General features: G+C 67.9%; 20 protein-coding genes. 13 read left to right on the top strand and 7 right to left on the bottom strand.

Going from position 1 to position 21,192, the window contains the following annotated elements; translation table 11 throughout:
• Positions 1-21 precede the first annotated feature (21 nt).
• From P7B02_RS12230 to P7B02_RS12240, 3 genes are all read left to right on the top strand, one after another.
• Positions 22-486, top strand: coding sequence for a peroxiredoxin (locus P7B02_RS12230; protein ID WP_277786617.1), 465 nt, complete (start codon positions 22-24; stop codon positions 484-486).
• A 175-nt stretch (positions 487-661) separates the two neighbouring features.
• Positions 662-1,807 (top strand): peptidoglycan DD-metalloendopeptidase family protein, encoded by a 1,146-nt coding sequence (locus P7B02_RS12235; RefSeq protein ID WP_431355810.1) that lies wholly within the window; start codon positions 662-664, stop codon positions 1,805-1,807.
• The gene (locus tag P7B02_RS12240; RefSeq protein WP_277786619.1) at positions 1,785-2,243 is read left to right on the top strand and encodes a bactofilin family protein; all 459 of its coding nucleotides are present in this window, start codon (positions 1,785-1,787) and stop codon (positions 2,241-2,243) included. Before P7B02_RS12235 ends, P7B02_RS12240 begins: the two co-directional genes overlap by 23 nt.
• A gap of 36 nt (positions 2,244-2,279) precedes the next feature.
• Here P7B02_RS12240 and prfB read toward each other — a convergent pair whose 3' ends face one another.
• The 3 genes from prfB to P7B02_RS12255 all read right to left on the bottom strand — a co-directional run bounded on the left by prfB (position 2,280) and on the right by P7B02_RS12255 (position 7,107).
• Entirely contained in the window at positions 2,280-3,401 is a 1,122-nt protein-coding gene (gene prfB, locus P7B02_RS12245) for a peptide chain release factor 2 (RefSeq protein ID WP_277786620.1), read from the bottom strand.
• Positions 3,402-3,447: 46 nt separating this feature from the next.
• Positions 3,448-5,802, bottom strand: coding sequence for a penicillin-binding protein 1A (locus tag P7B02_RS12250; RefSeq protein WP_277786621.1), 2,355 nt, complete (start codon positions 5,800-5,802; stop codon positions 3,448-3,450).
• 102 nt (positions 5,803-5,904) lie between these two features.
• On the bottom strand, positions 5,905-7,107 hold the full coding sequence (locus P7B02_RS12255) for an N-acetylmuramoyl-L-alanine amidase family protein (RefSeq protein WP_277786622.1): 1,203 nt from the start codon (positions 7,105-7,107) through the stop codon (positions 5,905-5,907).
• 403 nt (positions 7,108-7,510) lie between these two features.
• On the opposite strand from P7B02_RS12255, the gene P7B02_RS12260 reads away from it, so the two are divergent.
• From P7B02_RS12260 to P7B02_RS12275, 4 genes are all read left to right on the top strand, one after another.
• Positions 7,511-10,120 (top strand): Rne/Rng family ribonuclease, encoded by a 2,610-nt coding sequence (locus tag P7B02_RS12260; RefSeq protein ID WP_277786623.1) that lies wholly within the window; start codon positions 7,511-7,513, stop codon positions 10,118-10,120.
• Between the two features lie 56 nt (positions 10,121-10,176).
• Complete coding sequence (locus P7B02_RS12265; RefSeq protein ID WP_277786624.1) at positions 10,177-11,562, top strand: M48 family metalloprotease; 1,386 nt, start codon at positions 10,177-10,179, stop codon at positions 11,560-11,562.
• A 51-nt stretch (positions 11,563-11,613) separates the two neighbouring features.
• Positions 11,614-12,336, top strand: coding sequence for a DsbA family protein (locus P7B02_RS12270; protein WP_277786625.1), 723 nt, complete (start codon positions 11,614-11,616; stop codon positions 12,334-12,336).
• Positions 12,337-12,410: 74 nt separating this feature from the next.
• Positions 12,411-12,872 (top strand): nuclear transport factor 2 family protein, encoded by a 462-nt coding sequence (locus P7B02_RS12275; protein ID WP_277786626.1) that lies wholly within the window; start codon positions 12,411-12,413, stop codon positions 12,870-12,872.
• 11 nt (positions 12,873-12,883) lie between these two features.
• On the opposite strand, the gene P7B02_RS12280 is transcribed toward P7B02_RS12275, so the two are convergent.
• A complete protein-coding gene (locus P7B02_RS12280) occupies positions 12,884-13,678 on the bottom strand; it encodes a thiazole synthase (RefSeq protein WP_277786627.1) in 795 nt (264 codons plus the stop codon).
• A gap of 137 nt (positions 13,679-13,815) precedes the next feature.
• Between P7B02_RS12280 and P7B02_RS12285 the strand changes: the two genes are divergently transcribed.
• Positions 13,816-16,188, top strand: coding sequence for a penicillin acylase family protein (locus tag P7B02_RS12285; RefSeq protein WP_277786628.1), 2,373 nt, complete (start codon positions 13,816-13,818; stop codon positions 16,186-16,188).
• Here the strand turns inward: P7B02_RS12285 and P7B02_RS12290 are convergent.
• Positions 16,185-16,592, bottom strand: a complete 408-nt coding sequence (locus tag P7B02_RS12290; RefSeq protein WP_277786629.1) for a hypothetical protein — start codon at positions 16,590-16,592, stop codon at positions 16,185-16,187. The genes P7B02_RS12285 and P7B02_RS12290 overlap by 4 nt on opposite strands.
• 137 nt (positions 16,593-16,729) lie before the next feature.
• On the opposite strand from P7B02_RS12290, the gene P7B02_RS12295 reads away from it, so the two are divergent.
• Positions 16,730-17,149, top strand: coding sequence for a VOC family protein (locus P7B02_RS12295; RefSeq protein ID WP_277786630.1), 420 nt, complete (start codon positions 16,730-16,732; stop codon positions 17,147-17,149).
• A 206-nt stretch (positions 17,150-17,355) separates the two neighbouring features.
• On the opposite strand, the gene thiS is transcribed toward P7B02_RS12295, so the two are convergent.
• Positions 17,356-17,556, bottom strand: coding sequence for a sulfur carrier protein ThiS (thiS, locus tag P7B02_RS12300; protein ID WP_277786631.1), 201 nt, complete (start codon positions 17,554-17,556; stop codon positions 17,356-17,358).
• Positions 17,557-17,636: 80 nt separating this feature from the next.
• On the opposite strand from thiS, the gene P7B02_RS12305 reads away from it, so the two are divergent.
• Genes P7B02_RS12305 through aat form a run of 4 tightly spaced genes read left to right on the top strand, consistent with a single transcriptional unit; the run spans position 17,637 to position 20,614 of the window.
• Positions 17,637-18,080, top strand: a complete 444-nt coding sequence (locus tag P7B02_RS12305) for a type II 3-dehydroquinate dehydratase (protein ID WP_277786632.1) — start codon at positions 17,637-17,639, stop codon at positions 18,078-18,080.
• Positions 18,081-18,115: 35 nt separating this feature from the next.
• Positions 18,116-18,613, top strand: a complete 498-nt coding sequence (gene accB, locus P7B02_RS12310; protein ID WP_277786633.1) for an acetyl-CoA carboxylase biotin carboxyl carrier protein — start codon at positions 18,116-18,118, stop codon at positions 18,611-18,613.
• 5 nt (positions 18,614-18,618) lie between these two features.
• Entirely contained in the window at positions 18,619-19,962 is a 1,344-nt protein-coding gene (gene accC, locus P7B02_RS12315; protein ID WP_277786634.1) for an acetyl-CoA carboxylase biotin carboxylase subunit, read from the top strand.
• A 1-nt stretch (position 19,963) separates the two neighbouring features.
• Positions 19,964-20,614 (top strand): leucyl/phenylalanyl-tRNA--protein transferase, encoded by a 651-nt coding sequence (gene aat, locus P7B02_RS12320; protein WP_277786635.1) that lies wholly within the window; start codon positions 19,964-19,966, stop codon positions 20,612-20,614.
• On the opposite strand, the gene P7B02_RS12325 is transcribed toward aat, so the two are convergent.
• Entirely contained in the window at positions 20,551-21,192 is a 642-nt protein-coding gene (locus tag P7B02_RS12325) for a DUF2155 domain-containing protein (RefSeq protein WP_277786636.1), read from the bottom strand. The two genes, aat and P7B02_RS12325, sit on opposite strands and share 64 nt — an antisense overlap.

Consider the following 21,192-nt stretch of genomic DNA (forward strand, 5'->3'; position numbering starts at 1 on the left):
CCCGACTGAGGAATTAAGAGCATGACCGAACTGTCCGTCGGCGACCGCGCCCCCGATTTCGATCTCGAGACCGACACCGGCCGCATCAGCCTGTCGGGGCTGAAGGGCAAGACGGTCGTGCTCTACTTCTATCCCAAGGACGACACCCCTGGCTGCACGACCGAAGCGCTGGACTTCTCCGCCGCCCGGGACGATTTCGCCAAGGCCGGGGCCGTGGTGGTCGGCGTCTCCAAGGACACCGCCAAGAAGCACGGGAAATTTCGCGCCAAGCACGACCTGACCGTCGAGCTCGGCGCTGATCCTGAAGGCGGCATGGTCGAAAGCTACGGCGTCTGGATCGAGAAGACCCTCTACGGCCGCCAGTACATGGGCATCGACCGCGCCACCTTCGTCATCGACGGCGAAGGGGTGATCCGCCATATCTGGCGTAAGGTGAAGGTTTCCGGGCACGCGGCGCAGGTTCTTGAGGTCGTTCGCGCGCTTTGACGGAACCAACCGACTGCCTTCGCATTAGGCTGTCCACACAACAAAATCCCATTGACGCGCCATTAACCATTAATGGTGCATCTTTGCCGCGCCTGCGTGTGCTTTTCGCCTCTTGCACCGCTTCTTAAGTTTGTGCCCTTATCCCGGCCGTCGTGAGTAATTGTGCGGGGTGGGCATGACACGCTTCAGGCGACTGTGGCGATCGCTCCATGAGCTTTTTCCGGAACGGCATCTCTATGTCCGCTCCGGCGGCCAGATGCGTGGCGTTGTTCTGACCCCTGCCAAACAGATGGTCATCGCCGGCGGCGTCGCCGGCCTCGCCCTGTGGACGGGCGTCTCGACCGTCGCGATGCTGATCAACGCGTCGTCGCTGAACGCCGCAGACCAGCAGGTCATGCGCATCAAGGCGCAGAACGAGCGGATGAATGCGGACCGTCAGGCCCGCCTCAACAGCGCCATCGCCCAGCTTTCCGCGGTCAACGGCTCGGTCGACGACCTGGCCGCCTCGGTCGAGCGTCGCCATGCCGCCCTGGCCATGCTGGTCAGCGACTTCAAGGGCGCGCCCGGCGCGGCCGAAGCCCTGAAGCCCGCCGCCCCGCGCCTGGCCGAAGCCAATCCGGTGGAACGCATCAACGCCACCCGCATGGACCAGGAACGCCTGATCCAGTCGGCCGAGACCTACGCCAAGACGCGAGCCGAGCGCCTGCGCGTGGCCTTCCGTCTCGCCGGCCTGAACCCCGAATCCTACGTCAATCGCGGCGGCTCGCTGGGCGGGCCGCTGATCGAGGCGAAAGACCCCCGCGCCCTGGCTGCCGTCCTGGACGTGGAGCCGGACTTCGCCATGCGCATCCAACGCGCCTCGTCGAACATGTCGGACATGCGCAGCCTGTCCACCGCCGCCAACCGCCTGCCGCTCGGCCGTCCGGCCTATGCGGTGAAGACCAGCGGCTTCGGCGTGCGCTTCGATCCCTTCACCCGCCGTCCCGCCCTGCATTCGGGCCTGGATTTCGCCGGCGGCATCAACACCCCGATCAGCGCCACTGCGCCGGGCGTCGTGTCCTTCACGGGCGTCCGCTCGGGCTACGGCAACACCATCGAAATCGATCACGGCAGCGGCTTCAAGACCCGCTACGCCCACCTCCAGGCCATCGGCGTGCGTCCGGGCCAGCGGGTCGGCGTCGGCCAACGGATCGGCGGCATGGGCAACACGGGCCGCTCCACCGGCCCGCATCTGCATTACGAGGTCTGGGTCAACGGCAAGGCGCAGAACCCAGACCGCTTTGTGAGGGCCGGCGACTATGTTCAGCAAGCAAACAGCTAAGGGCGGCGCGACCGTCGAGAACCTGCCCGCCGTCCATGACGGGGGCCGTCGTCACAGCGCCCCCAAGGTCGCGTCCCTGATCAGCGCCGACATCGCCATCAAGGGCAACCTGTCCGGCGGCGGCGACCTGCATCTGGACGGCACGATCAAGGGCGACGTGAAGGTCGAACGCCTGACCATCGGCGAGACCGGCCACGTCCAGGGCTCCATCACCGCCGAGACGGTCGATGTGCGCGGCCGCGTCTCGGGCGCGATCACCGCCAAGCAGGTGCGCCTTTTCAGCACCGCCCACGTGGATGGCGACATCACCCACGAGCAGCTGTCGATGGAGATCGGCGCCTACTTCCAGGGCCGAAGCCTCAAGCTCCAGCGCCCCGCGCCCGCCGCGGCGCCGCAGCCGGAAGCCGACGTGGTCGCCCTCCCCGCCGCCGAATAAGCAAAAGGCCCGCATGAATGCGGGCCTTTTTCATTTCTAGCCTTCCACCGCGTCCCGGGTGGCGCCGACCCGCTGAGCCAGGGCCGCGCCCATGAACTGGTCGAGGTCGCCGTCCAGAACCCCCTGGGTGTCGGAGGTTTCAACCTCCGTCCGCAGATCCTTGACCATCTGGTACGGCTGAAGAACGTACGACCGGATTTGATGACCCCAGCCGATGTCGGTCTTTTGATCTTCCAGCGCCTGCTGCGCGGCTTCACGCTTCTGCAGCTCCAACTCGTACAGGCGCGCGCGCAGCATCTTCCACGCTTCTTCGCGGTTCTGGTGCTGCGAGCGGCCCGCCTGACAGGCCACGGCCACGCCGGTCGGAATGTGCGTCAGACGCACAGCCGAGTCCGTCTTGTTGATGTGCTGACCGCCGGCGCCGCTGGCGCGGTAGGTGTCGGTCCGCACGTCGGCAGGGTTGATCTCGATCTCGATGGTGTCGTCCACCACGGGATAGACCCACGCCGAGGCGAAGCTGGTGTGGCGCTTGGCGGCGGCGTCATAGGGGCTGATGCGGACCAGGCGGTGGACGCCGGCCTCGGTCTTTAGCCAGCCATAGGCGTTCGGGCCCTTCACCTGCAGGGTGGCGGACTTGATCCCCGCCTGTTCGCCGCTGGTCTCTTCGATCAGCTCCACGCTGTAGCCGTGGGCGTTGGCCCAGCGGGTATACATGCGCAGCAGCATGCCGGCCCAGTCGTTCGACTCCGTGCCGCCGGCGCCGGAATTGATTTCCAGGTAGCAGTCATTGCCGTCCGCCTCACCCGACAGCAGAGCCTCCAGCTCGGCGCGGGCGGCGCGCTCCTTCAGGGCGGCCAGTTGGGCGCGGGCGTCCTCCAGAGAGCTTTCATCGCTCTCCATGTCCGCCAACTCGGCGTATTCGACCGCGTCCTTCAGTTCGCGCTCGAGGCTTTGCACGGCCTCGACGCGGGCGGCCAGGGCGGCGCGTTCGCGGCTGACGGCCTGGGCCTCCGACGGGCGGTCCCAAAGGGTCGGGTCCTCGACCCGGGCGTTCAGCTCATCAAGCTTGCGAAGCGCAGGCTCCCAGTCGAGACGCCGGCGCAGCAGTCCGACCGACTGCTCGATGTCGGCCGCGGCGGCCTGGACATCCGGTCTCATGTGACACTCCTAGAATTCGAGCGGCGCAGATAGCGTGCGCGGCCCGTCAATACAATCCGGTCAGGTCAGGGTCGCGCTTGGGCGGCGCCTGTCCGGGGGCTGTGGGCGCGATCTGACCATAGGGAATCGGGCCGGTGGGGATCAGCGGCGTCGTCACCGGCTTGGGCTCGGTGCCCGGGCGGAACGCTTCACGCATGCCGCGGACATAGCCGAACTTGGCGTTCTTCGGCTCCTTGAACGGGGTCGGCGGCACGCCCTTCATGGCTTCCTGCATGAAGTCGATGAAGATCGGCACGCTGGCCACCCCGCCCGTCTCGCTGGAGCCCAGGGAGCGGTTGTCGTCGAAGCCGATGAAGACACTGACGATGATCTGCGGCGTGTAGCCCACGAACCAGGCGCTGCGGTACTCGTTGGTGGTGCCGGTCTTGCCCGCCACCGGACGGCCCAGAACCCGCGCCTGGGTGGCGGTGCCGCGCTGGACCACGCCTTCCAGCATCGAGGTGATCTGATAGGCCGTGATCGGGTCCATCACCTGCTGACCGGTGACCGGCAGGCGGGGGCTTTCTTCGCCGTTGAAACCGGAGCCGCACTTGGGGCACTCGCGCTTGTCGGCCCGCAGCAGGGTCTTGCCCTCGCGGTCCTGCACCAGCTCGATCAGGTGCGGCTCCACCTTGCGGCCGCCGTTGGCGAACGGTGCATAAGCGGCGGTCAGGCGGAACGGCGTGGTCTCGCCGGCGCCCAGGGCCATGGCCAGAACCGGCAGCATCTTGTCGGTCACGCCGGTGCGCACCGCCATGTCGGAGATCTTCCGCATGCCGACGCCCTGCGCCAGGCGCACGGTCATGGTGTTGCGCGACAGCTCAAGACCCCGGCGAAGCGGCAACGAGCCGTAATATTCGTGGTTGTAGTTCTCCGGAGACCAGACCTCGCCCTCCTTCGCCCCGACCAGGCTGATCTGGGCGTCGGCGACGGTGCTGGCGGGCGTATAGCCGTTCTCCAGCGCTGTGGCGTAGACGAACGGCTTGAAGGCCGAACCCGGCTGGCGCTTCGCCTGGGTCGCACGGTTGAACTTCGACAGCGAGAAGGAGTAGCCGCCCACCATGGCCAGCACGCGGCCCGTATGGGGCTCCATGGCCACCAGCGCGCCGTTGACCAGCGGAACCTGCTTCAGACGGTAGCCGCCGCCCTGCGCGGGCTCCACGAACACCAGGTCGCCGGCCGAAAGCCCCTTCCCGGCTCGCGCCCACGCCACATCCTCGGACGCCAGCAGGCCCGGCGCGCCTTCCTTGGCCGGGCGCACGCGCACCGAACCGCCGGACACGCTGTCCACCAGCGCGGCCTGCCAGGCGCGACGCTCGGACGGCGGGCTCTTCTTCAGGGCCGCGGCCTCCCAGCCCTCGGCAACCTCGACCTGACCCCACGCGCCGCGCCAGCCGTGACGGCGGTCGTAGCGCTCCAGCCCTTCCATCAGGGCCTCACGGGCGGAGGACTGCAGGCGCGGATCGAGAGTCGTCCGCATGTAATAGCCGCCCTCGTTCAGGCGCGGCCCCAGGGTGGCGAGGGCGCGGCGGCGCACCTCCTCCACAAAGTAGTCGGCGTCGCGGTACTGGGCGCGGGTCGGCGCGGGCTGGACCTTCAGGTCCTCCTTCATCGCCGCCTGCGCCTGGGCGCGGGTGATCCAGCCGGCCTCGGCCATCTGACCCAGCACCCAGTTGCGGCGCTGGACGGCCCGGGCCTTGTTGCGGATCGGGTGATAGTTGTCCGGCCCCTTGGGCACGGCGGCCAGATAGGCGGCCTCGGCGATGGTCAGGTCGTTGATCGCCTTGCCGAAGTAGTTGTAGGCGGCCACGGCCACGCCGTAGGAGCGGTAGCCCAGCCAGATCTCGTTCAGATACAGCTCGAGAATCTGCTGCTTGGTCAGGCTGCTCTCAAGCCGCTGGGCGAGGATCGCCTCCTTCAGCTTGCGGCCCACCGTCCGGTCGGACGTCAGCAGGACGTTCTTGGCCACCTGCTGGGTGATGGTCGAACCGCCTTCCAGGCGGCGGCCGGCCGTGGCGTTGCCGACGTTCTTGATCATGGCGCGCGACAGGCCGCCCACATCCACGCCGCTGTGCTCGAAGAAATTGCGGTCCTCGGCGGCCAGGAAGGCGTAGATCAAGTGCGGCGGTATCTGGTCGTAGCGCACGAAGATGCGCCGCTCGCGCGAAAACTCGCCGATCAGGGTGCCGTCCCAGGCATAGACGCGCGTGGCGGTAGGCGGACGATAGTCCTGCAGATCGCCTGCGTCGGGCATGTCGTGGAAAAGCCAGGCGGCGTACACAGCCACAGCGAAGCCCGCCAAGGCGATGACGCTGAGCGCCGTCACCCCGGCGATCGCGGCCCACTTTTGCAGCGGTTTCAAGCTCGACTGACCTCCGCGGGAAACCGTCCCGCAGACCGTCCTCTATCGTGCTCCGCGCAGGGCGCCAACGGGCCAGTGGCCGCATCCCCTCGCGAACATGGTTTACCGAGCGGCCAGCCGCGTCTGCTGAGCAAAATAGGCGTCGATGGCGTCGCCGATGGCGGACGTCATGCGGTTGCGAGACGCCGGATCGGACAGGCGCGCCTCGTCATCGGGATTGGTCATGAAGCCCATCTCGAACAGCACGGCCGGAACATCCGGCGCCAGCAGCACGACGAAGCCGGCGTCACGATGGCTGCGGCGCAGCAGCGGAATTTCCGCCCCGCTCACCTTCTCCAGCAGGGTCTCGGCGAACATGGCCGAGCGATTCTTGGTGGTGCGCTGGGTCAGGTCCAGCAGGATCTGGCTGACCGCCTTGTCGCCGCCCGACAGGCTGGCGTTCATGAACCAGTCGTTCTTGTTCGCGACCTCGGCCACACGCCCCTGCCCCTTCTCGGACAGGGTGTAGACGCTGGCGCCCTGGGTCGACGGGTTCGGGCCGGCGTCTGCGTGCAGCGAAATGAACAGGTCGGCGTCGGCGCGGCGGGCGATCTGCACCCGGCCTTCGCGCGGCACATAGACGTCCGTATCGCGGGTCAACAGCACCTTGTACTTGCCGCTGCGCTCCAGCCGGGTCTTCAGGCTCTGGGCGGCGGCGAGCACCAGCTCCTTTTCCTTGTAGTGAGCGCCCGAGGTGCCGGGGTCGTTGCCGCCATGGCCGGCGTCGATCACCACGACCTTCTTCAGGCGCAGCGGCGGCGGCGAGGCGGTCGAGATCGGGGTGGCCGCCAGGGCGGCCTTGGCCTCCGAAGCCAGCGGCGCGGCCGGCGCGCCCTTGGCCCGCAGGTCGATCACATAGCGATAATTGGTTGCGCCGTCCGACGGCGGCAGCAGAAAGCGGCGGCGGACCTCGGCGTCCTGGCGCAGATCAAGACTCAGGCGGGCGCCGCCCGCGGCCTCTTCGACCATCCAGGCCTTCACCAGGCCATAGCCCGCGCCTTGCAGGTCGCCCGTGACCGTGGTGCGCGGCATGGCCAGGACCACACGGCGGTCCAGGGTTCCATCGGCCAGAAGCTTGGCGCTGGTCTCCTTGTCGAGCTCCAGCACCACGCGCGTCTCGAAGCGGTCGCCGCCGAATCGCACCTTGGTCAGACCGGCGGATTCAGGTCCCTGGGCGAACGCCACCGCGGCCGCGCCAGCGGCGAGCGCCGCCGACAGCGCCAGCGCCGTCCACTTGATCCCAGACCCTTTAACCCTCGCGCCCATCAACCAGAGCCCCGAAAATACACGCCATGGCGCAGAAGCTGTCATTTGGCCAGATCATGGTGAGCAAGTGGTTAAGACGCCGCACGTATCGTGGCGCTTCCCTTTTGCGGCCCGATGCTGCAAAAGTACGCGCGCGTTCGCTGTGTCTTTGACGACGCGCGCTATCGCACCCCGGCCCGCGTCGGGTCAGAGCCGCCATTATCGGCATCGACGCGTCATCCGATCCGCGCCTCACCGGCGCGTCAGGGAATTGAACCCATGGGCTGCGTCGCACACGCCCGCTTCCGGCTAAACGCCGCTCGCAAGATCCGCTTCGGCGGCGCGAGCAGCGCGGCCGCGCGCGCCCTCATCACAAGCCGGCGCCCGGGCTGCATGCCTGCCGCGCGCCGTGGAGATCGCCTTAATGTCGAAGAAAATGTTGATCGACGCCGCTCACGCCGAAGAGACGCGTGTGGTGGTCGTGGATGGAACTCGCGTCGAAGAGTTTGATTTCGAAAGCCAGACCCGCAAACAGCTTCGCGGGAACATCTATCTAGCCAAGGTCACCCGCGTGGAGCCCAGCCTCCAGGCGGCGTTCGTCGAGTACGGCGGCAACCGTCACGGCTTCCTGGCCTTCAACGAAATCCACCCGGATTACTATCAGATTCCCGTCGCCGACCGCGAAGCGCTGATGCGCGAGGTCGCCGAGGAGGATGACGATCATCACCACGCCCCAGCCGCGCCGGAGCTGGACGAGGATGGCGAGCCGATCGTGCGCGCCGCCTCCGACCACGACGACGACGACGTCATGGAAGAGGAAGTCGAGCGCCGCCGCCGGCGCCTGATGAAGCGCTACAAGATCCAGGAAGTGATCCGCCGCCGGCAGATCATGCTGGTCCAGGTCGTCAAGGAAGAGCGCGGCAACAAGGGCGCGGCCCTGACCACCTACCTCTCCCTGGCCGGCCGCTACGGCGTCCTGATGCCCAACACCGCCCGTGGCGGCGGCATCAGCCGCAAGATCACCACGGCCACCGACCGCAAGCGCCTGAAGACCGTCGTCCAGAGCCTGGACGTGCCGCAGGGCATGGGCCTGATCGTCCGCACGGCGGGCGCCAAGCGCACCAAGCTCGAGATCAAGCGCGACTACGAATATCTGATGCGTCTGTGGGAGAATATCCGCGAGACGACCATGAGCTCGGTCGCCCCGGCGCTGATCTACGAGGAGGAAGACCTCGTCAAACGCGCCATCCGCGACCTGTACGACAAGGATCTCGACGGGATCTGGGTCGAGGGCGAGGCCGGCTTCCGCGAAGCCCGCGACTTTATGCGCATGCTGATGCCGTCGCAGGCCAAGAAGATCCAGCAATGGCGCGAACCGACCCCGCTCTATGTGGCGCACAAGGTCGAAGACCACCTGTCCCAGATCTACTCGCCGGTCGTGCCGCTGCGCTCCGGCGGCTATCTGGTGATCAACCAGACCGAGGCCCTGGTGGCCGTGGACGTCAACTCGGGCCGCTCCACCCGTGAGCGCAACATCGAGGCGACGGCCCTGAAGACTAACCTGGAGGCGGCGGAGGAAGCCGCCCGCCAGATGCGGCTGCGCGACCTCGCCGGTCTCGTCGTGATCGACTTCATCGACATGGACGAGGGCAAGAACAACCGCGCCGTCGAGAAGAAGCTGAAGGACTGCCTGAAGGACGACCGCGCGCGGGTCCAGATGGGCAAGATCAGCGCCTTCGGCCTGATGGAGATCAGCCGCCAGCGCCGCCGTTCGGGCGTTCTGGAAGCCACCACCCACGTCTGCGAGCACTGCGAAGGCGCCGGCCGCGTCCGCACCGTCGAGTCCTCCGCCCTGTCCGCCCTGCGCGGCATCGAGATGGAAGCCCTGCGCGGCGGCGGCGAGGTGATCCTGAAGGTCAACCGCACGGTCGGCCTCTACATCCTAAACGAGAAGCGCGCCTATCTGGCCGGTCTGCACCAGCGCCACGGCCTGTTCGTGGTCGTGGTGATCGACGAGCTGATGCACTCGGGCGACTTCGACATCCAGCGCAACGGTGAAGCCGCCGCCCGTCCGATCCCGGACTACGGTCTCCCCGCGCCTTCCGCTCCCGAACCCGAAGACGACTTCGTCGCCGAGGAGGAGGAAGAAGAGGAAGACGAAGAGATCATCGACGAGAGCGAGGACGAGGACGAGGAGTCCGACGCCCGCCCGCGCCGCGAGGAATCCGAAGGCCGCAACGGTCGCGGCCGCCGCCGCCGTCGTCGTGGCGGCCGCCGCGATGAGGAGCGTCCTGAACAGGCCGCCCGCCCCGCGAGCGAGGAAGATGACTTCGACGCCGAAGGTGACGACGACGAGGACGGCCCGCGCCGCCGCCGCCGCCGCGGCCGTCGCGGCGGTCGCCGCATGCGCGACGACTCCCGTCCGGCGGACTCCTTCACCTGGACCCGCCCGCGCGTGCCGTTCGGCGACGATCCGTTCGTCTGGCACAACGTGGCCGATCTGGACGGCTCGCAACCGCGTCCGGCCAACGACGCCCCGCCTCGCCCGGCGCGTGAGCCCCAGGCGGCCGTCGCCGAGGCCGCTCCGGCTGAAACGGTCGCCGCTTCGGTCGATGAAAAGCCCGCCAAGCCGGCCCGTCGCGGTCGTGGCCGTCGCGGCGCCGCTGCCGAAGCTGTCGAGGCCGCTCCGGTCGAGGCCGTGGCCGAAGCTGAAGTCGCGCCCGTGATCGCTGCTCCCGCTGAGGAGCAGGACGTGTGGGTCGAACTGCCGGCCAAGGACGAAGCGCCGAAGAAGCCGCGCCGCAGCCGCTCGCGCAAGAAGACCGACGCCGAGCCGGAAGCCGTTGAAACGGCGCCGGTCGAGGCTGAAGTCGAACCCGCTCCGGCCCCGAAGCCGGCCGCCAAGAAGACCGCCCCCAAGCCGGTCGTCGAGGCGCCGGTCGAACCGGAACCCGAAGCCGCCCCGGCCGAGCCCGATCCGAACGAGATTTCGGGCCCGGCGACGACCAAGCGTCGCGGATGGTGGCGCCGCTAGACCGGCGTGCTTAACTTGGTGGCGGGCGCGCGGGGGCGCGGTCTGGAGTTTCTTGGATGACGTCGCTTGCGCGGCCCGCCCGTCGCCTTCTCAGCATCGCGCTCGCCGCCGTGGTCGCGGCCGGATCAATCCTTCCGGCCGCCGCCAGCGCTCAGCAGGGCGTGTCCCTGATCCGCGACACCGAGATCGAGGAGATCCTGCTGGGGGATTCCAAGCCGCTCTTCGCGGCGGCCGGGATGGACCCCAACAGCGTCGAGATTCTGCTGGTGGGCGGCAAGGATCTGCAGGCCTTCGCCGGGCCGGGCGTCATGGGCGTCTATACCGGTCTGATCCTGCAATCTGAGAACCCCAACCAGCTTCGCGGGGTCATCGCCCACGAAATCGGCCACCTTCAGGGCGGCCACTCCTTCCGCCGGGGCGAGATGCAGCGCGCGGGCCTCAAGCCCATGCTGCTGACCATGGGCCTGGGCGTCCTGGCCGCCCTCGCCGGCGCGCCTGACGCAGGCGCCATCCTGGCCGGCAACGCCAGCTATTTCGGCACCCTGGGCGCTCTCGGCTACAGCCGCGAACAGGAAAGCCGCGCCGACCAGGCCGGCGCCACCCTTCTGGAGAAGACCGGCCAGTCGGGCCGCGGCCTCGTCGAGTTTTTCGACAACTTCCGTTACCAGGAGGTCTTCGACGAAAGCCGGCGCTTCGCCTATTTCCGAAGCCACCCCCTGTCCTCGGACCGCATCGAGGCCCTGCGCGGCCGGGTCGAAAAGCTTTCCCACTACGACGCGGTCGACAGCCCCGACGATGTGGCCAAGCACGAGATCATGAAGGCCAAGCTGGACGGGTTCATCAATCCGCAGCTCTCCCTGATCCGCTACAAGGAGACGGACGCCTCCTATCCGGCCCGGTACGCCCGCGCGATCGCCTACTACCAGATGAAGGAGCCTGATCGGGCCATCCGCCTGGTCGACGCCCTGCTGACCGAACAGCCGAACAACCCGTACCTGTGGGAGCTCAAGGGCCAGATCCTGTTCGAGTTCGCCCGCACGGCCGAGGCTGAAGGCCCGCAACGCAAGTCGGTGGAGCTGAAGCCGGATGCGCCCCTGCTGCGCACCAATCTCGGCCAGACCCTGATCAACATGCCCGATCCCAAGAAGATCGAGGAAGGCATCGCCGAGCTTAAGCGCTCCCTGGTCGAGGACCCGGAGAACTCCACCGCCTGGCGCCTGCTGGGTCAGGCCTACGACACGCAGAAGGAGCCGGGCAAAGCCCGCCTGGCCACCGCCGAGTACTACTTCTCGCTCGGCGCCCTGCAGGAGGCGCGGGTCTTCGCCATGCGCGCCCGGGAAAACCTGAGCAAGGACACCATCGATTGGCGACGCGCCACCGACATCGTCCTGGCCTCCCGCCCCTCCGACGAGGACCTCAAGCGCATCGCCCGCGAGGGCTAGGCTTGACCGTCCCCGGCGTTTAGACCGGGCGGGACATCAGGAGAATCTGCCTTGCGCCGCACCGTGTTCGCCGCCGTCCTCACCTCCGCCCTCGCCCTCGGCGTCTCCGCCTGCGGCGAGCCCCAGGCCGACAAGGCGTTTGGCGAGAAGGTCCGGGCCTACCTGCTGGAGCATCCCGAGATTCTCATCGAGATGAGCCAGAAGCTGGAGCAGAAGCAGCAGGCCGCCGCCAATGAGCAGGTGAAAGGCGCCCTCGCCCAGCATCGCCAGGCGCTGGAGCGTGACCCGCGCGACTTCGTGGCCAATCCCAACGGCAAGATCACGGTGGTCGAGTTCTTCGATTACCGCTGCAGCTTCTGCAAGCTCGCCACCCCCGCCGTCGTCCAGCTGATCAAGGAGAACCCGGACGTCCGCTTCGTCTTCAAGGAGTTCGTGATCTTCGGCGCCGCGTCCGAGACCGCCGCCCGCGCGGCGCTGGGCGCCAAGGCCCAGGGCAGGTATCTGGACGCCCACGGCCGCTTCATGGCCGAGAAGTCCTTGGACGCTGCTGGCGTCGACCGCCTGCTGAAGGAAGCCGGCGTCGATGTGGAGAAGGCCAAGCTCGACGGCCAGAACGCCGCCGTCACCCAGCAGCTCAAGGACGTCCACGACTTGGCCGTCGCCCTGGGCGTGGACGGCACCCCCGCTTTCTTCATCGGCGACACGGTCGTGCGCGGCGCGGACATCGAGGGCCTCAAGAAGGCCATCGCCGAAGCCAAGAAGACCGCCGGCTGACCTGTCGGAACTTTAAGCTGCGGGATCAAGGTCGGCGGTGTATTCGCCGACCAACGTTCAACACCGGATTCCGCATGTTCAAGACCATCCTGTCCGCCGCCCTGGCCGCGCCGACGATCGCTCTCGCCACCCCGCCGCAGCAGGTCGCCCCGGAAACCGTCAAGGCGATCGAGGCCGTGGCCTACGACTATGTGGATGGCCAGTTGGAGGGTGATCCGGCCCGGGTCGCCCGCGCCCTGCATCCCGATCTCGCCAAGCGCATGGTCAAGACCGCCGATCGCGACGAGACCCTGCCCCTGCGCCGGATGACCAAGGACGAGCTGGTCTCCCTCACCGCCGACGGTGCGCTGAAGACGCCGAAGGACCAGTGGGATCGTCAGGTGCGCGTGGTCGAGGTCGACGCCAACATCGCCATGGCCCGCGTCGAGACGCCCTGGTTCATCGACTACTTCCACCTCGGCCGCTTCGGCGACCGCTGGGTCATCGTCAACGCCCTGTGGCACATGAAGCCGCGCCAGGCGGCTCCCGCAAACTAGATCAGGCTGGCCTAGATCAACCCAGAGAGCGGCGAGGATGGGTCGGCGTACATGCGCTTGCCCATCCGGCCCGCCAGATAGGCGTCACGGCCGGCGATCACCGCGTGCTTCATGGCGTTGGCCATGCGGATCGGGTCCTTGGCCTCTGCGATGGCGGTGTTCATCAGCACCGCGTCGCAACCCAGCTCCATGGCCACCACCGCGTCTGACGCCGTGCCGACGCCAGCATCCACCAGGACCGGCACCGCGCTCTGCTCGATGATCAGGCCCAGGTTCAGGACGTTCTGGATGCCCCGGCCCGAGCCGATCGGCGCCGCCGCCGGCATGATCGCCGCCGCACCCGCGTCCTCCAGCTTCTTGGCGTAGACCGGGTCGTCCGAGCAGTAGACCATCACCTGGAAGCCGTCGCTGATCAGCAGCTTCAGCGCGCGCAGGGTCTCCTCCATGTCGGGCAGCAGGTGCGGCGTGTTCGACAGCACCTCCAGCTTCACCAGGTCCCAGCCCCCGGCCTCGCGCGCCAGACGCAGGGTCCGCACCGCATCCTCGCCCGTGAAGCACCCCGCCGTGTTCGGCAGATAGGTGAACTCGTCCGGCTTCACATAGTCGACCAGCATCGGCTGGTTTGGATCGGTCAGGTTCACCCGGCGCACCGCCACGGTGACGATCTCCGCCCCGGCCGCGCGCGCGGCGGCGGCGTTGGTGGGGTAGTCCTTGTACTTCCCCGTCCCGACGATCAGGCGCGAGTTGAAGGTGCGACCGGCGACGGTCCAGGTGTCGGCTTGGGCGGCGGGGGTATGAGCGTTCATGACCCGGGTTCTACTCCCCCTGCCGGGCAGAACAACCGCTCAGATCAAAGGAATCCAGCAATACGTCCGCATCGACTCGACCTCGGGCGGGATATGGGCTCGGTTGCGTCTTGATAGAAAAGACACTGGGGGGAAACATGCGCTTCATCACCTCGACGGCCCTGGCCGCCGTTCTCGCCGCCGCTGCGAGCCAAGCCTCGGCCGAGGTCTCCAGCGCCGTGCGGCAGGAAAGCCAGTCCCTCGCCGGCCTTTCACAGCCCGCTGAGTTGATCGTCGACCGCTGGGGCATCCCCCACATCTACGCCGCCAACACCCGCGACGCCTTCTTCATGCAAGGCTGGAACGCCGCCCGCGACCGGCTCTGGCAGATCGATCTGTGGCGCAAGCGGGGTCTCGGCCGCCTGTCGGCCAGCTTCGGCCCCGCCTATGTGGAGCAGGACCGCGCCGCGCGCCTGTTCCTCTATCGCGGCGACATGGCCGCCGAATGGGCCGCCTACGGACCGGACGCCAGGACGGCTGTCGAAGCCTTCGCCGCCGGGATCAACGCCTATGTGGCCGAGGTGAAGGCGGGCACGAAACCCCTGCCGATCGAGTTCAGCCTCACCGCCAGCCAGCCGGAGACCTGGTCGCCGGAAGACGTCCTGCGCATCCGCAGCCACGCCCTGGTCTCCAACGCCGTGCAGGAACTGGCCCGCGCCCGCACCCTCTGCGCCGGCGGCGACAAGGCCGAGCGCATGCGCCGTCGGTTGGAGCCCGCGCACGAACTGATCCGTCCCGAGGGCCTCGATCCCTGCGACGTCCCCGCCGACGTGCTCAAAGACTATCTGCTGGGCACGGCCACGGTCAGCTTCGACCCCATGAAGACCAAGGTCGCCGCCGCGCCGCTGGACTTCGCCGAGACCGCCGACCGCATCACCGCCGAAGGCTCCAACAACTGGGTGATCTCGGGCGCGCGGACGCAAAGCGGCCGCCCGATCCTGGCCAACGACCCGCACCGCGCCGTGGGCGCCCCGTCCCTGCGCTACATCGCCCATGTGGAGTCGCCGGGCCTGTCGCTGATCGGCTCTGGCGAGCCGTCCGCCCCGGGCATCTCCTTCGGCCACAATGGCAAGGCGGCCTTCGGCCTGACCATCTTCGCCATCGACCAGGAAGACCTTTACGCCTACCAGACCGACGGCGACCGCTATCGCTACAAGCACGGCTGGGAGCCCATGAAGGTGGTCCGCGAGACCATTGAGGTGAAGGGCCAAGGCCCGCGCGAGGTCGAGCTGCGCTTCACCCGCCACGGCCCCCTGCTCCACGCCGACGCGGCCAAGAAGCGCGCCTTCGCCCTGCGCACCGTCTGGAATGAGCCCGGCATGTCCGGCTACTTCGCCTCCTCCTGGCTTTGGGGCGCCAAGGGCTGGGACGATTTCGAGAAGGCCAGCCACCGCTGGGGCGCGCCCTCACTCAACCTGATCTACGCCGACACCGGCGGCACGACCGGCTGGGCCGCTTCGGGCCTGACACCGGTCCGCTCCAACTGGGACGGCCTGCTGCCCGTGCCCGGCGACGGCCGCTACGAGTGGGCGGGCTTCCAGCCGGCTGGCGCCCTGCCCTCGATCAAGGATCCCAAGGCCGGCTTCTTCGCCACCGCCAACGAGATGAACATCCCGGCCGACTATCCGAACGAGGAACGCCGCCTCGCCTTCGAATACGGCGACCGCTCGCGCATCGACCGGATCACCGAGGTGCTGTCCGCCAAGTCGAAGAGCACCCTGGCCGACTCCATGGCGCTGCAGGGCGACAGCATCAGCGTCAATTGCCGCCGTCTGATCGGCCTGCTCGCCGGCCTCTCCTCGCCCGACGCGCGTGTGCAGCAGGCCATCGACCTGATGCGCGGCTGGAACGCCGACATGGCGGTGGACAGCGTCCCCGCCGCCATCGCCGAGGTCTGGGCGGTCAAGCACATGGCGCCCGCCCTGATCCAGGCCCTTGCGCCCGAGGCCAGGGCCGCCATGGGCATCCCCACCCAGCACGCCATCCTCTCCACCCTGGAGGAGATGCCGGCCGCCGAGCGCGCGCCGATCCTGCTGGGCAGCCTGCCGGCCGCGCTGGACGAACTGACCGCTCGTCTGGGCCCGGACATGACCACCTGGCGCTGGGGCCGCCTGCATGTGGCCCGCTTCGAGCCCGCCGTCGCCGTCCTGGCGGACGCCCAGACGGCGGAACAGATGAGTGTCGGTCCGCTGCAGGTGCCGGGTTCAGGCTCCACCCCGCACGCCGCCGGCTATCGCTTCAGTGATTTCCGCCTGACCGCTGGTGCCACGGTGCGCCTGGTGATCGACGTGGGCGGCTGGGACAATTCCATGGCCGTCAATTCGCCCGGCCAGTCCGCAGACCCGCTCAGCCCCCACTACCGCGACCTGTTCCCCATATGGGCGGCCGGCGACTACGTCCCGCTGCGCTACAGCCGCGAGGCCGTGGAGCGGGACGCCGAGACGGTGATCAGGCTGACTCCGGCGAACTAGCCCTCTTCGCCGTCCTCGTCGCCGATGGCGGCGGTGACCAGTTCGCGCCACACGGGATCGCTGTCGTCCACCAGATCGACATCCTCCAGCAGCGCGACCGCGCCGCCGCCGTCGGGCATGACCAGGCCGAGAACCTCCATGGTCTCGCCCTCCTCGGTCTCGTGCGCCTCGGCCTGGACGGCCACGGCCGCCTCCTCGCCGTCATCGCTCCACCAGATCACCGGTTGCGGCAGGGCCATATCGATGGGCCGGCCGTTCTCGGTGTCGTCCAAGGCGAAAATGGCCCGCTTGGCCTGCACGTCCTCCAAGGTCGCCACAGCGCCTGTGAACGGCTTCAGCCGGCTCCAGTCCTCGACGTCATAGCCGCCCTCTTCGAACAGGGGCTCTTCGGCGTCGTCGATCATTGTCATGCTCCGGAGGTTCAGGGGCGACGACCTAAACTCCTGGCGGCCGCCGTCCAGAAAAATCTCATGCGTCCTGTCGGTCCGAGGCGCGCCGAGACGTCCTTGGGACATCGAAACAGCCCGCAAGGAGCCCTCCGATGCCCGATTCAGCGCAAGGCCAGACTCTCGAACCCGTCGAAGTGAAGGGCGGCGTCGTCGCCTACCTCTGCGTGGACGGCGCGGCCAAGGCCGCCGCCTTCTATGAAAAGGCCTTCGGCGCCGTGATCGCCGCCCAGTATCCGCCGGACGAGAATGGCAAGACCATGCATATCCATATGTACATGAATGGAAGTTCGGTGATGCTGTCCGACGCCTATCCCGAGCACGGCCATCCTTATGTCCCGATGCAGGGCCTCACCCTGATGCTGCCTGTCACCGACATCGCAACCTGGTTCAAACGCGCCGTCGACGCCGGGGCGGAGGCGAAGCTCGAGCCCCAGGTCATGTTCTGGGGCGACACCTATGGCGAGTTGAAGGACCCGTTTGGCGTGACCTGGGCCATGAACCAGGCGGCGTAGAACCTTTTCTCCTGCCCCGTAGGCGTACGGGGGCGCTCTACCGGCGCTAACCCTATAAAACTCCGCTCACCCCGGCGAAGGCCGGGGTCCAGGTGAAGCCCTGCTGACGCTCTGGATGAATCTGGATCCCGGCCTTCGCCGGGATGAGCGGTTGAGGGTCAAGCCAGTTCTGCGCCCTCCCCGGCAGGCGGGCAGGAGAAGAAACCTCACCCGCCCCCGATGAAATGCACGATCTCGATCCGATCTCCGTCCATCAGGGGCGTATCGGCATAGGTCGATCGGGGCACGATCTCCAGATTGCGCTCCACGGCGACCTTGCGCACGTCCAGACCCAGCGAAACCACGAGGGACGCTACGTCACCCACGCCCTCCACCGCACGCTGTTCGCCATTGATCATCAACTGCATGGTTCGCCTCGTTTGAGCCGCAAAGCTTGTGACCCCGTCTTTCGGGGGATACAAGACGGCGGAATCGACCGCGGGGCCGAATGTCCAAACCGATCTATGTGCTGAGCGGGCCCAATCTCAACCTGCTGGGCCAGCGCGAGCCGGAGATTTATGGGAAAGACACCCTGGACGACGTGCGCGCGCGCTGCGAAGCCGCCGCCGGAGCCAAGGGGCTGAGCGTCGTTTTCCGTCAAACCAACCATGAAGGCGAACTGATCGACTGGGTCCAGGAAGCCCGCACCCAGGGCAGCGCCCTGGTGCTGAACCCGGCCGGTTATGGTCACACTTCCGTGGCCCTCCTCGACGCGCTCAAGACTTTGGCTATACCCATTGTCGAGTGCCATCTCTCCAATCCGGCGGCGCGAGAGGATTTTCGCCGTCACACCTACGTTTCGCTCGCGGCGACGGGAGTCGTTTCCGGCTTCGGCGCGGCGAGTTATGAACTGGCTATAGCGGCCGCGGCCGGCCTCGTCGGCGCCGCCTGACCCGCACGGCCAACAGAACAAGGTCTAATCTCCAAATGTCCACGCCCAAGGCCCCAGCGGATTCCATCGACGCGCGTCTGGTGCGCAAACTGGCCGACATCCTGTCCGACACCGGCCTGACCGAGATCGAAGTCGAACAGGGCGAACTGCGCATCCGCGTCGCCCGCGAGGTGACCGCCGTCGCCGCCGCTCCGGTCGCCTACGCCGCCGCGCCGGCCCCGGCGGCCGCGCCTGCGCCCGCCGCCGCCCCGGCTCCGGCCGCGGCCCCGGCCGCTGAAGCTGCTCCGGCCGCCGCCCGCGGCGACGCCGTGAAGTCGCCCATGGTCGGCACCGCCTACCTGGCCCCGCAGCCGGGCGCCGACAACTTCATCAAGGTCGGCGACAAGGTCACCGCCGGTCAGACCCTGCTGATCGTCGAAGCCATGAAGACCATGAACCCGATCCCGGCCCCCAAGGGTGGCGTGGTGGTCGAGATCCTGGTGGGCGACGCCCAGCCCGTCGAGTTCGGCGAGCCGCTCGTCGTCATCGAGTAGCGGTCATGTTCGACAAGATCCTTATCGCGAACCGCGGCGAGATCGCCCTGCGGGTTCACCGCGCCTGCAAGGAGATGGGCATCGCCACCGTGGCGGTCCACTCCGAGGCCGACCGCAACTCCATGTGGGTGCGTCTGGCGGATGAAAGCGTCTGCATCGGCCCCGCTCCGGCGGCCAAGAGCTACCTGAACATCCCGTCGATCATCGCCGCCGCCGAGATCACCGGCGCTCAGGCGATCCACCCCGGCTACGGCTTCCTGTCGGAAAACGCCCGTTTCGCCGAGATCGTCGGCGCTCACGGCTTCACCTTCATCGGCCCGAAGCCGGAGCACATCCGGGTCATGGGCGACAAGATCACCGCCAAGCAGACGGTGAAGGACGCCGGCATCCCGGTCGTTCCGGGCTCCGACGGCGGCGTCGCCACTGTTGAAGAGGCCCTGGCGGCTGCCGAGCACATCGGCTTCCCCGTGCTGATCAAGGCCGCCTCAGGCGGCGGCGGTCGCGGCATGAAGGTCGCCCTGGACCGCGATTCCCTGGGCGAAGCTGTCGCCACCGCCCAGGCCGAGGCCGCCGCGGCCTTCGGCGACGGCACGGTCTATATGGAGCGATACCTCCAGAAGCCGCGCCACATCGAGCTTCAGGTCATCGCCGACGCTCACGGCAACGTGGTTCATTTGGGCGAACGCGACTGCTCCCTGCAGCGCCGCCACCAGAAGGTCCTGGAAGAAGCCCCGTCCCCGGTCATCGACAGCGCCGCCCGCGCCAAGATCGGCAAGGTGGTGGTCGATGCCGTCCGCGCCATCGGCTACCTCGGCGTCGGCACCATCGAGTTCCTGTACGAGGACGGCGAGTTCTTCTTCATCGAGATGAACACCCGCCTGCAGGTGGAGCACCCGGTCACCGAAGCCATCACCGGCATCGACCTGGTGCGCGAACAGATCCGCATCGCGGCCGGCCTGCCCCTGTCCTTCACCCAGGAAGACGTCGTGTTCGAAGGCCACGCCATCGAATGCCGCATCAACGCCGAGAACGCGCGGACCTTCACCCCGTCTCCGGGCGTGGTGACGGACTTCCATGCCCCCGGCGGCCTGGGCGTGCGTCTGGATAGCGCCATCTACGCCGGCTATTCGATCCCGCCGTATTACGACAGTCTGATCGGCAAGCTGATCGTCCACGGCCGCGACCGCGCCGAGTGCATCGCCCGTCTGAAGCGCTGCCTGGGCGAAATGGTCGTGGGCGGCGTCGAAACCACGACCCCGCTGTTCCAGGACCTGTTGAACCAGCAGGACATCCTTGACGGCGACTACAACATCCACTGGCTGGAAAACTGGATCAAAGCGCAGGGCTGACGTGGACGCGTTCACGGTCGAGGACCTGATCGACTGTTATCGTCGGGGCGTCTTCCCCATGGCGGACGCCCGCGACGATGACCGGGTCTTCCTGATTGATCCCGAGCGCCGGGGCGTGCTGCCGTTCGAACGGTTCCACGTCCCGCGCCGCCTCGCCCGCACCCTGCGGAGCGAACCCTTCACCATCCGCATCGACACCGCCTTCGACGCCGTGGTCGAGGCCTGCGCCGAGGCGCGACCCGACCGGCCGGAGACCTGGATCAATCACCCGATCCAGATGATGTACCGCGAACTCTATCTCCTCGGCCTCGCTCACAGCGTCGAATGCTGGCGGGACGGCGAGCTGGTCGGCGGCCTCTACGGCGTGTCCCTGGGCGGGGCCTTCTTCGGCGAAAGCATGTTCAGCCGCGCCACGGACGCCAGCAAGGTGGCCTTGGTCCACCTCGTCGCACGCCTGATCGCCGGCGGCTTCGTGCTGCTGGACACACAGTTCCTCACCGACCACCTGGCGCGGTTTGGGACGATGGAGATTCCTCGCGACAAATACCGCCGGCGGCTCGAAGCCGCCCTGGCGATGGACGCCGACTTCTACCGCTTCCCGGCGGGCGCCGGCGCGGCCGAGGCCTTGCAGGCGATCAGCCAGGCGTCATAGACCGGGTGCTCCAGCGGATGCACGCCCGGCGAGGACGCGTACATCCAGCCCTTGAAGACATCGCGCACCGCCCCGACCGGACGGCCCCGGTCATCTCGGCTCTGCGACACAACCTGTACATATGCAGCGGCGTCCGGCGACGCCTCGTCCGCCGCGCTGGTCTCGCAGGCCCGCACCGTGAAGATCAGGTTCTTGTAGCGGATCGGCTGACCGATCGGCGCCTCGAAGCGCATGGTCTCGGCGGTGATCTTGTCCAACGCCTGCATGATCGCCACACCCGAACGGCCGCGCTTCAGCGGTTCATCCGGCTTGGGAGCGATGGCGGGCTTAGCTGGCGCGGCCTCGGCCGGCGCGGGGGTCACCACGGCCGGCTCGGCGGCCGGCGCGGGCGGCAACGGCACCACGGCGATGGGCGGCGGCGCTTCCGATGCGGGCGGCGGCGCGGGCGTGGCGGCAGGCGGCGTCGCCACCTGGGCCGGCGGATCGTTGCGAGGCTGGGTCTGCTGAGCGACTGCGAAGCTTGCAGCGGCGGCCGACAGCAACACCGCGCCGCCGACGATGATCCGCGCGGGCTTCAA

This window comes from Caulobacter segnis (assembly GCF_029543125.1).
GTDB classification, from domain to species: Bacteria; Pseudomonadota; Alphaproteobacteria; order Caulobacterales; family Caulobacteraceae; genus Caulobacter; species Caulobacter segnis_D.